This is a genomic window from Hymenobacter lucidus (assembly GCF_020447265.1).
Classification (GTDB): domain Bacteria; phylum Bacteroidota; class Bacteroidia; order Cytophagales; family Hymenobacteraceae; genus Hymenobacter; species Hymenobacter lucidus.
This window is the reverse complement of sequence record NZ_JAJADR010000001.1, coordinates 1,280,122-1,294,107: the sequence shown is the minus strand read 5'-3', so window position 1 is coordinate 1,294,107 and position 13,986 is coordinate 1,280,122. Positions and strand designations below refer to the sequence as shown.

Genomic DNA, 13,986 nt, shown 5'->3' with positions numbered 1-13,986 from the left:
GAGAAGTAAGTGGGAAAGCAGGTGAATAGATGATAGCCGATGCCTAATGGTTGCTCAAAGCCCCGACCGGAGCGCACAAAAAAAAGGCCTGCCAGCGGCAGGCCTTTTTCAGCACAGTAGCTATTCGTTGACGACAACATTCATGTTGAAGCTTTTGCCGTCGTTTTTACCTAGCAGGTCCCGGTAGCGCTTTGCCGTTTCTTCCGGCTGCTTCTGCCCGTTCACCATCATACCCGAGGCATTAAGCTGCAGCTGGTACGAGCGGGCATTGGGCTCGATCAGGCCGTCTTTGCGGAGCTGGTCGCCCAAGGCCACCGAGTTCACCTTCACGTTACGCGGAGCCTTGGGTGGTGTGGGCGGCAGCGGCGCCAACGGGGCTAGGCTGCTGACGCGAGGTACCCGGGGCGCCCGGGGGGCACGGGGCGGACCAGGGGCATCCGGTGGCAGCGGCGGCAGGGGCTCATTGCCGCTGTCGTTGCTGTGGCTGTTGTAAATGCGGTTGGTATTGCCGCCCGCGTTGCTGATTACCATTGAGCTGTTGGCGCCTATCGTGCGGCCCGAGCCTTCCTCATACAGCTTACGGTATTTGGCGGCCACGGCGGCCGGCTGCTTTTGCCCGTCCACCACCATTTCGTTGGCACTCAGCACCAGCTGGAAGTATTTTTTGTCCTTGATGAGCTTGTCTTTTAGCAGCTCCGAGATGATGACATCCTCGTTTTTGCGGATGCGCTCTTCCCGTTCGGCACGTACTTTTTCGCGCTCAACCCGGGCCTTTTCGCGCTCCATCTGAGCCCGTTCCCGGTCTAGCTGCGCCCGTTCGCGCTCTAGCTGGGCCTGCTCCCGCTCGACCTGGCTGGCTTCCAGGCTGCGGTTGCGGGCTTCTTCTTGCCGGTCGTGCAGTTCGTCGCGGCGTTCTTCAATGCGCTCCAGTTCCTGGCGAATCTCGGCGCGGGTGGCTTCGTCGGTAGCCGTGCGCTCAGCTTCGCGCAACGAGCGTTCGGCACTAAGCAGAGCTTTCTGGGTGATTTTGTCGCTGTTGATGAGCACGGTGCCGGACTTGGTGCGCACCTCCACCCCATTGCCGCCGCTGTACACGTAGGCACGCTTGGCCCGCTGAATTCCTTCCTGATTCCGGTCCAGATCCAGCTGCAGCTGCCGCATCGAGCGGTTCAGCTCTTCCTGGTCGCGGGCCGACATGCCGTAGTTGCGGCCATCAAAGTCGAAGTTAAAATTCGAGTTGGAGCTGGAGCGGCGCTTGGCACTACTGTTTGGGGCTAGCCGGATAACCTCCGTGCTGCTGCCCTTGGGCTTGGCTTTGGCCTGCTGCTCCATATCAATGCGCTGCCCATCAACGTACAGTTCCGTCACGCGGCCTTTCTTGTCGCGCTTCACTACTACGGTGCCCCCGTCGCGGCCCGGGCGCAGGGTTTCGCCGCCCTGCGCATCGCGCACGATAACCGTGTGCTTGTCGTCCTTATCCTTCGATTTATTCTTGCGCTTCTTCTTGTCATCATCATCGTCGCCCATCAGCGCGGCAGTCGAAGTGGCAGCATCAGCGGGCGGCGTAGCTACCTGGAAAGATGAGGGCAAACTATTAGCCCAGATGCTTTTCTCGGGTCCGAATACGGCGCCCACGAAGTAACGGGCCTTCTCCGGCCACGGCTTGGGGCCCGCCATCGAAACCACCGTGGTCAGCCCGATCAAAGCCATACCACCGATAACGACCAGCGCAGCCATGAAGCCTTCCGAGAAAGTAGGCGCAGCGCGGCGCTGCACCAAGCGCCGGATGCGGCCCAGCAGCGAGCCGTCGGGGCCCACGGCCGAGAGGGCTAATTGGGGCGCCGGGTACACGTCCTGGCCCATTTCAGCCAGCGCCGCCAGGGCTTTGGCCAGCGTCATTGGGTCGCCACAAATAGCGGTGGCTTCGTCGTCGCAGCAGTTTTCGCGCTCGGTACGCAGGCAGGCCGTAATAAACCACACGGCCGGATGATAGAAAAACAGGATTTCGGCCACCGACTGCAGAATGTTCATTAGGTAGTCGCGGCGGGCAATGTGAGCCAGCTCGTGGGCCAGAATGGCTTCCAGCTGCGCTTGGCTCAAACCCAGCACCGTGCCCAGCGGCAGCAGAATCACGGGCTTCAGATGGCCGGCCACCAAGGGCGCTTTCACCAGCGCCGACTCCAGCAGGGTCACGGTGCGCTGCAGGCCGGCACGGTCGGCCAGGGCCTTCAGGCGCTCATTCCACTGCTCCGAAAGGGGCTCGACACGGTAGTGGCGCAGACGCTGCACGTAGGCCAGACCGCCCAGCATGCGCAGCGTCATGGCCAGCAAGCCCAGAAACCAGAGCGCCACAATCAGGGGCAAATGCTGATCGAAATACAGCCGGCCGATTTCCAGTAGGGAAGCCGGCTGTTCACCAACAGCAGCCGTGGTAGCGGAAGATTGAAGGAAATTCAGCGAGCCAGCCTGTGCGGTGGCAGTAGCAGCGTTGGATGTAGTAGCCCCCACGGGTGCCAAGTCGGCCAGGGCCAGGGCATAGTGCCGCCCAAACGTGACCAGCGTGAGCCCCAGCAGCGTTGCCAGGGCCAGGCCGGCCACGTTGTAGCGCACCTGAGCCGAGTGCCAGCGCAGCACCAGCAACAGCCCCACCAACGCCAAGCCTACCACGGCGCCCTGCCAGAGCGAATGCACGATAGTCCAGCCCACGGCCCGGATCAACTCCGGCGACAAGGTATTCTCAAGCCAGCTCATCGGGGCCTCCTTTCTCAGTTGCGGGTTTGTCGTTTTCGATTTCGTTGAGCAGCGTCCGGATCTGGCGCAGCTCTTCTTTGGATGTGCGGCGGTTGCCGAGAGCCTGCATTACCAGCTTCATGGCCGAGCCGCCAAAGGCCGCTTCCACAAACCGGTCGAGCAGCATGCCCTGAGTTTCTTCCTGGCGCACGGCGGCGCGGTACACGTGGGTGCGGCTGTCGTCGTCGCGCAGCACGAGGCCTTTGTCGAGCATGAGCTGCAGCAGTTTCAGCGTGGTGGTGTAGCCCACTTCGCGCTTCTGGCTCAGCTCATCGTTCACGAACCGGACGGTAGTCGGGCCGTGCTGCCAGAGCACTTGCAGGATTTCGAGTTCCGATTCGGTGGGTTTGGCAATAGGTGCTTTACTCATAACGGGGTGCTTCTGATTTGATACGAAATACTTCGTACATCAAACATATACGAAGTCAATCGTAGAAGCAAATTTTATCTACGATTTATTTCGTACGACCATCTAATAAAGAAAAAACCCAGCTGGTAAACCGGGTTTTCTAAAGACACAAAGCCAGCTGATTACGGCTGCACTTTGGCCCGCTTGCGCTTGAGCGTCACCTTCGACCGGTGGCAAATACCGCCAAACGGCGGGTTGTATTTCGATACTGCCACCTTCACCGATTTCACCTGCGGAAACGCCTGCATCACCCCGTCGAGGATGCGGTGGCCGACGTGTTCCAGCAGCCGCGCCTGAATCTTCATTTCGTCGGCCACTATGCGGTAGAGCACCACGTAGTTCACCGTCTCGTCCAGGTTGTCAGAGGAGGCGGCATCGTGCAGGTCGGTTTCCACATACAGGTCTATGCTATACTTATTCCCGATTTTCTGCTCCTCGTCGAAATAGCCGTGAAACGCAAAAAACTCCATTCCTTCGAGTGCAACCTGGCCCATGTGGTGAAATTGTGAGATGGTGAAATTGTGAATCTGCCGTTCTGCCGGGTACCATTGAGGAGGCTATTTACCAGCCTCACTTACTGCCGGCAAGTATACCTATTTAAAGCCGGGCTGAAACGGCTGGCCGGCCTGCTACAGGCTCCGCTGAGTTACATAAAAAAGCAAAGCCACCCCGAAAGGCAGGCTTTGCTGGTAATCGGCTACAAAATCCGGCTAATCCGAAAAATCCGCTAAAAACGGAGTTCGGCGTAGCGAATCTGTGGTCTAGATTTCGTCGAAAAACGACTTTTCAGCCGGGGCGGCCGTCATTCCAGGGTGTGGGTTGGTGGAAGGCGGCGCAATTTCGGGATGGCCGGGCCCGATGGGCTGAATATCGGGGGCGGTAGGCTCGATGCGGGGCGCGTCGGGCTCGGGCACGCGGGCCGGCTCGGGGTTGTAGATACGCGACGGATCGACGTGGCCGGGGTTTTCGTTGGGCAGGCGGTTGGGCTCGATATCGGGGCCAGGCGTTTGGGCCGGGGCACCGGGGTCGGGCTGCTGGCCCGGCTTGGGGTTGTAGCTGCCCGGCTGCGGACCAATGGGGCGCGCAGCAGGTGCCGCAAAAGCACTACCGCCTACGGTGGCAGCGGTGGCCCCCGCTACGGCGGCTACGGAAGAAGTGGAAGCAGAGCCTACGTACATGGCGGTATCGGTTTCAGGTGAGGAATCAGGTCTGCTCACCTTTACGCTTGCCGCCCGCGAAAGGATGGCTGCTGCTGAGGTTTTGGGCAAGGCCTTTACTTTTTCCACCTTGTCGAGGGTGTCGTTGGCCAGGCGCTGCAAGTCGCGTACGAGGCCTTCGAGTTGGTTTTCGAGGCGCTGGCACTCCTGGCCGAGGCCGTTTACTTCGGTTTTCATTTCGGCCACGGTTTTCTCGGCCTGCTTGTAGGCGTCGTCTACCACTTGGCGGGCTTTCTGGCGGGCATCGGCCAGCAGCTGCTCGGCCTTGAGCTGAGCCTCGCGCACGCGCAGCTCGGCGTCGCGCTGGGCCTGCTCGGTAATGCTGTTGCCGGTGTCTTCGGCCGTTTTCAGGGTGCGGTAGAGCGACGTTTCCACTTCCCGCATCTTGCTTACTTCCTGGGTGGCGTGCTCCAGCTTGAGGCGCAGCTCGCGGCTTTCGTCGCCCATCCGTTCCCACTGCTGCGAGAGGGTCACCAGAAATGCTTCTACTTCTTCTTTGTTGAGGCCCCGAAAAGCTTTTTCAAAGGTCTTCTGCCGGATATCGAGGGCGGTAATTTTCATAAGGCATTGGGGGCGACGTGCAGCTCCCACACGGCAAGACTTCGGTCGTCGCTACACGAAACTAGCCGATTCCGTGGTCCTGACCAAAATAACTTGTTTACCGAAGTGCCGTGGCCGGCGTGCCGCGCCTTGTCCAGCACGCGCAGCAGCCGAAAGCTTTCCGCCTCCCAAAGCTTGATGGATTTATCCATGCTGCAGGTGGCAAAAAACTGCCCGTCGGCGCTGTACGCAAGGCTGTTGATGGCAAACAGGTGGGCCACAATGCTCTGGTGCTCCCGGTAGTCGTTGGCCGCGTCCCAGATGCGCAGGTGGGCGTCGCGGCCGGCCGTGAGCAGCCAGCGGCCATCGGGCGAGTAGGCGGCCGTAAACACCGAGTTGGTAGAGCCCTCCAGGGTGTATTTCACCGCCAGCGTGGCCGCATCCAGCACCCGAATCAGCGTATCACTGCTGCCCACGGCCAGCTCCCGGCGCTCCTCGTGCAGGCTCAGGCAGCGCAGGCTTTTTTCGGAGAGGCGCAGCAGCTGCAGCAGCTGGAAATCGTGGCTGTGGAGCACGGCCAGCGTACCGTCGCCCATTGCCACGTAAATGCGCTGCTGCACCTCAGAATACGCAATATCGAAGATGGCTACCGGCGGCAATGCGGTGGCGTGCACCAGCTTCTTGGCCGTCAAATCGATAACCTGCAACCCCTGAAAGTTGTGGCCAATCAGCAGCAGATTCCGGCCGGGCAGGTAGCGCAGGGCATACACCGAGTTTTCGACTCGGGCCACCAACTCCCCATCCCGTGCGGGCTCGTCGGTGTTCCAGGCCACCACAAATCCATCGGAGCCGGCCGAATAGACGGTTGGCTCGTCGGGCAGGCCGGCCAGGGCGTACACGCAGTCGTGGTGGCCGCTGAGCGTGGCAAGCTTTTGAACCTCCGGACGATAAAGCAGCGGCATGGTAATGGGTTAGGATTTAGGGCAAAAATACGCCAGTTTTGGCGAGCAGACGCTTTTCCAAAAGAATGTCAGCAGCCCAGAACGTCATGCTGAGCAAAGCGAAGCACCTCGCGTGCTGAGGTTGCCAAAGTAACTGTCAGGCTTGATCTGCGTCCGTTAAGCCGAAGCAGCTCTACCACTTCGTTCCAACGACGTTAATTACCATTGCCCGCGAGATGTTGCGCAAAGGCTCGACATGGCGTTCTGGGTCAATAACGTTATTGCGCTTATCCTGAAAATCTGCCGTTACGGCTACCCCGTATCTTTAGTATATGCCGCTCCACTCCGTCACGTTGCTTTCCGAACACGCCCGGCTGGGCTTGTGGCACCTCACGGAGCCGCCCGCCGAGCTGCTGCGCCAGGTGCCGCAGGCCGAACTGTATAGTCAACTGCTGCCCGCCACCCGCGACGAAAACCGCAACCTGCAGTGGCTGGCGGGCCGGGTGCTGGCCCACACGCTGCTGGCGGAGGTAAGTCCGAAGGCTAAAGCCGTGCTGCGCAACGACGAAAACGGCCGCCCTTTCTTCGAGCAGCTGCCGGCTTACGCGGTTTCTTTGTCGCACTCGGGCCAGTGGGTGGCCGGAATTGTGGCTACACAGGGGCGCGTTGGCACAGATATTGAAATGGTACGCACCAAAGCGCAATTGTTGGCTACTAGGTTTTTATCGAAAGACGAGCTAGCCAACACCGGCAACGATGTAGCCAAACACAGTCTCTATTGGAGTGCCAAAGAGACGCTCTATAAGCTGCATAGTCGCCGGGGCCTGGTGTTCAAAGAGCAAATTCGGCTCAACCCGTTTGAGCTGCGGGAGGCAGGTGTATTGACGGGGCACCTGCTGCTAGAAAACTCCCGCAGCCAACACCAGATTCACTACCAGCGCCTCACCCCTGACTACGTCCTCACCTACTGCGTGGAGGACGCCGTTCCCCTCTCCTTCTGACCCTTGCCCCAGCGTATGACCTTTCGCCGAATCTCGCTTATTGCCGCCGTTGCCATTGTTTTTTCCGTGCTGGCCGTCGGCGTGGCCCGGGCCCAGGATAGCCGCACCGTCAGCGACTTTAGCCTAACGAGCCCCACCAACGCCACCGTGACGCTGAGCAGCTACGCCAAGAACAAGGCCGTGGTGGTAGTATTTGTGAACCCCAACTGCGCCTTTTCCAAGCTCTATCAAAACCGCCTCAACGCCCTGAATACCGCCTACAGCGGCCGGGGCGTGCAGTTTCTGTTCATCAATACGCCCATCAACCTGGAAGCCACGGCCGATGCGGCCGACGCCGAGAAGCTGAAGATGAAAACCACCGGTGCCGACGATTACCCCTACCTCACTGATGACAGCCAGAAAGTAAGCGGCCTGCTGGGCGCTACCAAAACGCCGGAAGTGGTAGTACTACAACCCGCCGGCACGGGCTTCGTGGTGCGCTACAAAGGTGCTATCGACGATAATGCCCAGGTTGAAGCCTACGCGAAAGAGAAGTACCTGGCCCAGGCTCTCGACAATATTCTGGCCGGCCGCCCCATCGGCATCACCGATAAGCGCGCCGCCGGCTGCCTGATCAAGAAGCCGTAACTAGCTGGTTTTGGCCTGGCCAGGAACGAAGTAATCCGTCCTCTACTAGTGACAAACGCTCTAAAGTAGAAAGCCCTTTCCCGTTGCGTACGGGAAAGGGCTTTTCAGTTAAGGTAGCTTCGCAAGCTCGCAATGACACGGGTTATCTACTCCTCTTCCGTGGCCGAATCGGTTACTTCGCCGCTTTCATCGAGCAAGATGTTGAGCAGTTTGCTGACTTCAGCGGCTTTGGCGGGCTCCTGCAGTTTCTCGAAGCTCATCATCAGGTTGCGCAGGGCGCGGCGCACGATGTCGAGGTGGGAACAGGGCTCGAAGAAGATGTCGTTGGCCGTCAGGTTCAGCTGCCCGATATAGTGCTCAATGTCGGTGCGCGACAAAATCAGGCCCCGGTTGAAGCAGTTGATGTAAAACGCGGGCACCGTACGGTCTTCGGGCCGGTAGGTCAGCACGAAGAGGTTGGGCAGATTCACGCCGTAGATGGGCAAATCGAGGCGGCGGGCCACCAGCAGATAGATGACGCAGAGCGTAAGCGGATTGCCCCGGCGGGTTTCCAGCACCAGGTGCAGCATGGAGTTGGCCGGCGAGTGGAAATTCTGGGTGTTGGCGGCAAACTTATGCGTGCGGAAAAACACGTAGTTCAGCGCCTGAATCTGGTCGGCGGGGTGCATATCGGGGCGCAGCAGCGTCCAGACCTCGAAGCGCAGCTGCTCGATGGCGCGGTTCAGGGCCTGTAAGTCGGCGTCCGGGTATTGGTAGGAATTGAGCAGCCACATGCCTTCGAGCAGGTTTTCGCCGCCCGAGTCGCGCCACACGCGCAGGCGCTGCTGCAGGCCGTCGAACTGCAGGTTGTGAATCAGATCCTCAAGGCGCTGCTGCTGCTGCGGGTCGAGGGTTTCCTCCCACGACTCTTCCAAAAACGGAATGATACTCTCGCCCAAGGTCTGGATACGGTCCTGAATCTGCGGGGCAATTTCCGGATCGTCCAGCAGGGATATTAACGCCTTTATTTCTTTGTTGGTCATGGAGCGGATAGCGGGCGGGCTTAGCAAAAGCGCCGCCGAAATGCGGGGGAAGGGCAAATAAAAGCAACCGACGCGGTTTGCTGCGGCCAGTTGCCCAGAATCAACATCCGGGCCGGGGTATATTGTTCAATTTGGCCGGAAGGTAGCAAGAGTAGCCGTAGCCCGCGCCGCGAAGTACCTCAGGGCCAGTACGACTGTTTTTCGGGCACTGGTTGTGGCCAACCGATCAGAATTACCGCAGCAGGTTGGTTTTGGCCAGCTCCAGCACCTCGTCGCCCCGGCCGCTCATAATGGCTTTCAGCGTGTACAGGCTGAAGCCCAACACCTGCTCCTTCTCAATGGTGGGCGGCATGGAAAGCTCGGTGCGCTTCACCACGGCATCCAGAATCACCGGGCCGGGATGGGCCAGCATTGCGGCAATGGCGGCGGGCAGGTCGGCGGGGTCCGAGACGCGGATGCCCCGTATACCGGCCGCTTCGGCCAGGGCCGCGAAGTTGGGGTTTTCAAGGTCGGTGCCGTAGTGCAGAATGCCCGAGGCCTTCATTTCCAGCTCCACGAAAGCCAGGCTGTTGTTGTTGAAGACAACCACTTTTACCGGCGCTTTCAGCTGTTTCAGCGTCAGTAGCTCGCCCATGAGCATGGCAAAGCCTCCGTCGCCGGCCAGGGCAATGACCTGCCGACCGGGAAAGGCCAGCTGCGCACCCAGCGCCTGGGGCATGGCATTGGCCATGCTGCCGTGAGTGAAGGAGCCGATGAGCCGCCGCTTACCATTGAACTGCAGATAGCGCGCCGCCCAGATAGTGGGTGTGCCCACGTCGCAGGTGAAAATGGCGTCTTCGGCGGCCTGTTCGTTCAGCAGCCGGGCTACGTACTGCGGGTGCATACTCGTGTCGCCGGCCTCACCCGTGGCCAACTCGTCGAGGTCCTGGCGGGCTTCGCGGTAGTTGTCGAGAGCTGTGGCCAAGTGGGCGCGGTCCGATTTGTGGTTCAGCAGTGGCAGTAGGGCTTGAATTGTTGCCGCTACATCACCTACCAAGCCCACTTCTACCCGGGCCCGGCGGCCGATATGCTCGCCACGAATATCGACCTGCACGGTGCGGGCTTCCTGGGGCAGGAACTGGACGTAGGGAAAATCGGTGCCGAGCATGAGCAGGGCATCGGCGGCCATCAGGGCCTCGTAGCCCGAGGTGAAGCCCAGCAGGCCGCTCATGCCCACGTCGTAGGGGTTATTAGGCTCCACGTATTCTTTGCCCCGCAGCGCGTGCACGACAGGAGCACCCAGCATTTCGGCTACTTGCAGCAGCTCGGCGTGGGCCTCGGCGCAGCCCGCGCCGGCCATGATGGTTACTTTGTCGCTGGTGTTGAGCAGGTCGGCGGCGGCGCGCAAATCCTCGATGGCGGGCACCAGCGTGGCCTTGCTGCGCAGCACTGGTAGCCGGGGCGCGGGTGCCTCGGCCGACTGATGGCTGATGTCGCCGGGCACTACCAGCACCGCCACGCCGCGCTGCATCAGGGCCGTCTGGATGGCAATTTCGGTGCTGCGCACGGCTTGGTCGGGGTGGCCGATGAGCTCACAGTAGGCGCTGCACTCCTTGAAGGTATTTTCGGGGTGGGTTTCCTGGAAGTACTGGCTCCCAATTTCCACGCTCGGAATCTGGGCGGCAATGGCCAGCACAGGCACGCGGCTACGGTGGCAGTCGTAGAGGCCGTTAAGCAGATGGGTATTGCCGGGGCCACAGGAGCCGGCGCACACCGCCAACGAGCCCGTCACGTGGGCCTCGGCCCCGGCCGCAAACGCGCCGGCTTCCTCGTTGCGCACATGAATCCACTCGATGCCTTCCCGGGCCCGGATAACGTCGGTAATGCCGTTGAGCGAGTCGCCCACCACACCGTACACGCGCGTTACGCCGGCTGCTATCAGGGTATCAACGATAATTTCAGAGACGGTTTTCTTCACCATAGTCTTCGGGTTGAGGTCCGGGGGCTATACGGCGAATGGGGCGCTTGGGGCGGATTTTCGGCGGGCAGCCCATACCAGGTTCCCGCAGAGGGCGCAGTGCGTTTCACAGAAGACGCAGAGTCGTTCTATTCGCTACTCCGGCTTCCCTCCTAAGTATTCGTCGGTGAAGTGGGTTTTGCGCGGGGGCTGGGCAAACTTTTCGGCGTTATAGCTCTGCGAAGCCCCCCGCGGAATTGAGAGGGACTGCCACTCCGTGCCCCGCAACATTTTGCCGATAAACACGATTTGGCCGACGTGGTAGGGGTAGTGGGCCAGCTGCCGGTTGATGGCTTCCAGCACCGAGTGGCCCTGATTGCGGATGTAGATGGTGGTGTGCCAGGTATCGGCCGTTACCGAATCGAGGGCGGCGAACAGGCAGCTCCACCCCTCTTCCCAGCGGGCCAGCAGGTCGGCTTTGGTCGGGAGGTCGTTGTCGAATTCGGCTTCGCGGTGGCGCCACTCCTTCTCGCCGTCGGTGGTCAGGAAGTCGGTCCAGCGGGAGAGCATGTTGCCCCACAGGTGCTTCACGATAATGGCAATGCTGTTGCTGTCGGGATTGTACTGCCAGAACAGCTCTTCCTCGGAAAGCTGGGCAAAGGTTTTGTCGCCGAGCAGCTTGTAGTAGGCAAACTGCTTCCGGACGCTTTCCAGATACTCGTCGCTCATGGTTTCTTCCGTTGTTGAGGTACCAATAGCCGTTGGCTGCTTCGCCGCCCGGCGCTGATCCAAGTATACTGGTTTGGTCGGAATCGGGCGCTGAATTGTCCTCTGTAGAAACGCATAGTTGCGTCTCAATCGTTGCTGACGTTGCTTCAAGCCCAACCGACAATCGTTCAACGACGAGACGCAACTATGCGTCTCTACATCGTTCACTCAACAGCCGCTCAGCTGGCTAGGCCGAGCTGCCGGTAGGCTTCGGCCGCCTCAAACTCCAGCGCCGTAATGCGCACCGTGAGCAAAGTTTGAGCCGCCGTGCCGCAGTCGAACAAGCCGTAGCGGGCTTCGGTGGCCAGCTGCTCGAGCCAGGCCTGCAGCTCAGCATCGGCCGGAAACTGGCCCAGGGCCTGGCTCAGCAGCGGCAGTGCCTGTAGCCGTCGCTGATACTGGGCGGCCTGGGTTTGCAGCTGGAGCAGCTCTTGGCGCAGGCCGCTGGCCTGGCGCAGGCACTTGCGCTGGTGCAGCTGCAGCGGCTCCCAAGTGGCCAGCGCGCTTCTGCTGACTTCCACGGGTGTTGCAGCTTCCTCACTTATGCCGGAATCAAGAATTGCCAGGCGGGTTGCAGCCTCGGCAGGCAGAGTGCGGCGGCCGGTTTCGACCAGGGCCACCAAGGCGCGCGAGACGCCCAGAAAACGCGCCAGCTCCTGCTGCGACAAGCCAAAATAGGTGCGTACCCGGATTACGACCGGCTCTGCGGGTGGGGAAATTGCCATAACATACCTGGAATAGATAAGAAGATGGGGCAACCTCATGCCCCGAATGCGTAGTGTTGGCAGCTCTATAACAAACCAAATAGTTGGGCCCGGCCCGAATACAAATTTCGCCATTGCCCGCCAGTAAATAAAGCTGGCAGACTATATTCAGGGTAATGCACTACGCAGAAGCCCGATATCGGCTGTTTTTCAACGTAAACTACAGAATCCAAGCAGTAGGTGCGGCGGGAGCCCGGCGGCACCCGGCGGGTGGGTTGGGCACTGCTCAGGCTACGGGGGAAGCCGCTTTTTCCGGGGCGCGCAGTAGGGCACTTCTCTGCCGGACCAACACCTTTTTATCGTAGCGCCGCCGCCAGATCTTGTACCAGTGCCGGTTGAGCGGGTAGCTACGCGTGCCCGTCATGTTGTTTACCACCAACGCTACCAGCAACAGGATAATGACGCCCGTCAGCACGGGCATGAGCACATACCAATAGCCCAGCGCCTTGAGCTGGGCCGAGCCGATGGTAGCCACCAGCGCGGTGGCACCGCCGGGCGGGTGCAGGGTTTTGGTTATCTGCATCACCACAATGCTCACCGACACAGCCAGCGCCGCGGCCAGCCACACCTCCTGCCCCGCCAGCCGCTGCATCGTGACGCCCACCAGCGCCCCGAGCATATGCCCGCCAATGAGGTTGCGCGGCTGGGCCAGCGGTGAGTTGATGTGGCCGTAGAGCAGCACCGACGTGGCCCCAAACGAGCCGATCATCCACAGCGTATCGGTGCGCCCCAGCACGTAGCTATTCAGCAGCCCGATGAGGCTGATGCCAACGAAGGAGCCCAGAAACGTCCAGATGTGCTCTTTGTAATCAAACAGGGTCTCTTCGTATACAATCACCTGTACCCGACGGGCGTGGCGGCGCAATCTTCTTCGCATACTCTTCCGGCGCTGGCTGGGGCCAACGGTTGTTCTTCACGGGCAAAGGTAGGGAGCCGCTGGCAGGTCATCCCAACTCTGCCGCTACGCTACCGAGCTGCCGGCTGCCAGGGCGGCCACCTCCGCCCGCAGCCCCGCCACGCGGGCATGTAGCACCCGATAGGCCGCCGCAGTAGCCGGACTGGGCTCATCCAGGGCCAGATCGGCGGCCAATTCGGCCAGCCACCGGGCATAGTGGGCGGCCTCGGCCGGGTCGGGAGGGGCTGCGGCGGCCTGGAGCTTGGCCAGCCCCCGGCGGCGGCGAGCCAGCTGGGCAGCCCGCCCCTGCAACCGGGCCAGTTCCAGGCCCTGCGTCAGCAGTAGCAGCTGACAGTCGCGCAGGCGGCGCCGCACCGCCTCGGCACTAGCTGTGGGAGCCCGCTCGGGCCACGCCGGGAGCTGGGCATCGGGCGGAGGCAGCGGGGCCAGCGGATCGAACAAGGCTGGGCCGGGCACTGCTGCCGGCCCCTGCCCCAGTGGCGGGGGCAGCAGCTGAATCAGCCACAGCAGCCGCGGCATTTGGGTAGCCGACGGTCCCCGCCGCCCCGCTTCCATGTGCGATACAAATCCTTTAGATACCTGCAGGTAGCGGGCCATCTGCCGCGTCGATAGTCCCATATGGGCCCGCACGGCGGCCGTCATGCTGAATTTAGCCGGTTGGTAATCAGTAGGGGCAGCAGGCATAGGACGAAACTAGCTATAACGGGACGCCTGGTAGACGACCCTGTAAACAATCAGATGGTCGCCTACCAACCTAGTAGACGACCTTAGAAAGATACACAGAGTCGTCTACCAGAGTCGGTAGACGATATAGAAAAAATCAGGAGGGTCATCTACCACACCCGTAATCGGGCGCGGGCTGCCGACAAAGTCAGGTAGAAACCACTGGAAACCAAAGCGGCCCGCCGCAACAGGCGTTGCGGCGGGCCGGGAATTAGGAGAAGGTAAGACAGACTAAGCGGCCTTGTTATCCAGCGGTGCATTTTTGGCGGCTAAAGCCCCAGCGGGGCGTAGGCGGCCAGGAAGCTGAGAGTTTTATTACTCCTTATACACCA

At 60.7% G+C, this 13,986-nt stretch carries 13 protein-coding genes; 2 read left to right on the top strand and 11 right to left on the bottom strand.

The window, feature by feature from the left end; all coding sequences use genetic code 11:
• Positions 1-120: 120 nt before the first annotated feature.
• The 5 genes from LGH74_RS05560 to LGH74_RS05540 form a co-directional block, all read right to left on the bottom strand.
• The gene (locus tag LGH74_RS05560) at positions 121-2,751 is read right to left on the bottom strand and encodes a M56 family metallopeptidase (RefSeq protein ID WP_226173219.1); all 2,631 of its coding nucleotides are present in this window, start codon (positions 2,749-2,751) and stop codon (positions 121-123) included.
• Positions 2,738-3,160: a BlaI/MecI/CopY family transcriptional regulator gene (locus LGH74_RS05555; RefSeq protein ID WP_226173218.1), complete on the bottom strand. Its 423-nt coding sequence runs from the start codon at positions 3,158-3,160 to the stop codon at positions 2,738-2,740. Before LGH74_RS05555 ends, LGH74_RS05560 begins: the two co-directional genes overlap by 14 nt.
• 161 nt (positions 3,161-3,321) lie before the next feature.
• Positions 3,322-3,693: a dihydroneopterin aldolase gene (gene folB, locus LGH74_RS05550; RefSeq protein ID WP_226173217.1), complete on the bottom strand. Its 372-nt coding sequence runs from the start codon at positions 3,691-3,693 to the stop codon at positions 3,322-3,324.
• Positions 3,694-3,960: 267 nt separating this feature from the next.
• Positions 3,961-4,977 carry a DivIVA domain-containing protein gene (locus LGH74_RS05545; protein ID WP_226173216.1) on the bottom strand — a complete coding sequence of 339 codons (1,017 nt, stop codon included), beginning with the start codon at positions 4,975-4,977 and terminating at the stop codon, positions 3,961-3,963.
• The gene (locus LGH74_RS05540) at positions 4,974-5,918 is read right to left on the bottom strand and encodes a WD40 repeat domain-containing protein (protein WP_226173214.1); all 945 of its coding nucleotides are present in this window, start codon (positions 5,916-5,918) and stop codon (positions 4,974-4,976) included. Before LGH74_RS05540 ends, LGH74_RS05545 begins: the two co-directional genes overlap by 4 nt.
• Positions 5,919-6,229: 311 nt before the next feature.
• Between LGH74_RS05540 and LGH74_RS05535 the strand changes: the two genes are divergently transcribed.
• Positions 6,230-6,898, top strand: coding sequence for a 4'-phosphopantetheinyl transferase superfamily protein (locus LGH74_RS05535; protein WP_226173213.1), 669 nt, complete (start codon positions 6,230-6,232; stop codon positions 6,896-6,898).
• A 15-nt stretch (positions 6,899-6,913) separates the two neighbouring features.
• Positions 6,914-7,525: a redoxin domain-containing protein gene (locus tag LGH74_RS05530; protein ID WP_226173212.1), complete on the top strand. Its 612-nt coding sequence runs from the start codon at positions 6,914-6,916 to the stop codon at positions 7,523-7,525.
• Positions 7,526-7,671: 146 nt separating this feature from the next.
• Here the strand turns inward: LGH74_RS05530 and LGH74_RS05525 are convergent, their stop codons facing one another.
• The 6 genes from LGH74_RS05525 to LGH74_RS05500 form a co-directional block, all read right to left on the bottom strand.
• Positions 7,672-8,547: a transglutaminase-like domain-containing protein gene (locus LGH74_RS05525; protein WP_226173211.1), complete on the bottom strand. Its 876-nt coding sequence runs from the start codon at positions 8,545-8,547 to the stop codon at positions 7,672-7,674.
• A gap of 232 nt (positions 8,548-8,779) precedes the next feature.
• Complete coding sequence (poxB, locus tag LGH74_RS05520; protein ID WP_226173210.1) at positions 8,780-10,507, bottom strand: ubiquinone-dependent pyruvate dehydrogenase; 1,728 nt, start codon at positions 10,505-10,507, stop codon at positions 8,780-8,782.
• Between the two features lie 132 nt (positions 10,508-10,639).
• Complete coding sequence (locus tag LGH74_RS05515) at positions 10,640-11,212, bottom strand: DUF1572 domain-containing protein (RefSeq protein WP_226173764.1); 573 nt, start codon at positions 11,210-11,212, stop codon at positions 10,640-10,642.
• 218 nt (positions 11,213-11,430) lie between these two features.
• The gene (locus tag LGH74_RS05510; protein WP_226173202.1) at positions 11,431-11,976 is read right to left on the bottom strand and encodes a helix-turn-helix transcriptional regulator; all 546 of its coding nucleotides are present in this window, start codon (positions 11,974-11,976) and stop codon (positions 11,431-11,433) included.
• Between the two features lie 265 nt (positions 11,977-12,241).
• A complete protein-coding gene (locus LGH74_RS05505; RefSeq protein ID WP_226173200.1) occupies positions 12,242-12,892 on the bottom strand; it encodes an HPP family protein in 651 nt (216 codons plus the stop codon).
• Positions 12,893-12,976: 84 nt separating this feature from the next.
• On the bottom strand, positions 12,977-13,615 hold the full coding sequence (locus LGH74_RS05500; protein ID WP_226173197.1) for a helix-turn-helix domain-containing protein: 639 nt from the start codon (positions 13,613-13,615) through the stop codon (positions 12,977-12,979).
• Between the last annotated feature and the right edge of the window lie 371 nt (positions 13,616-13,986).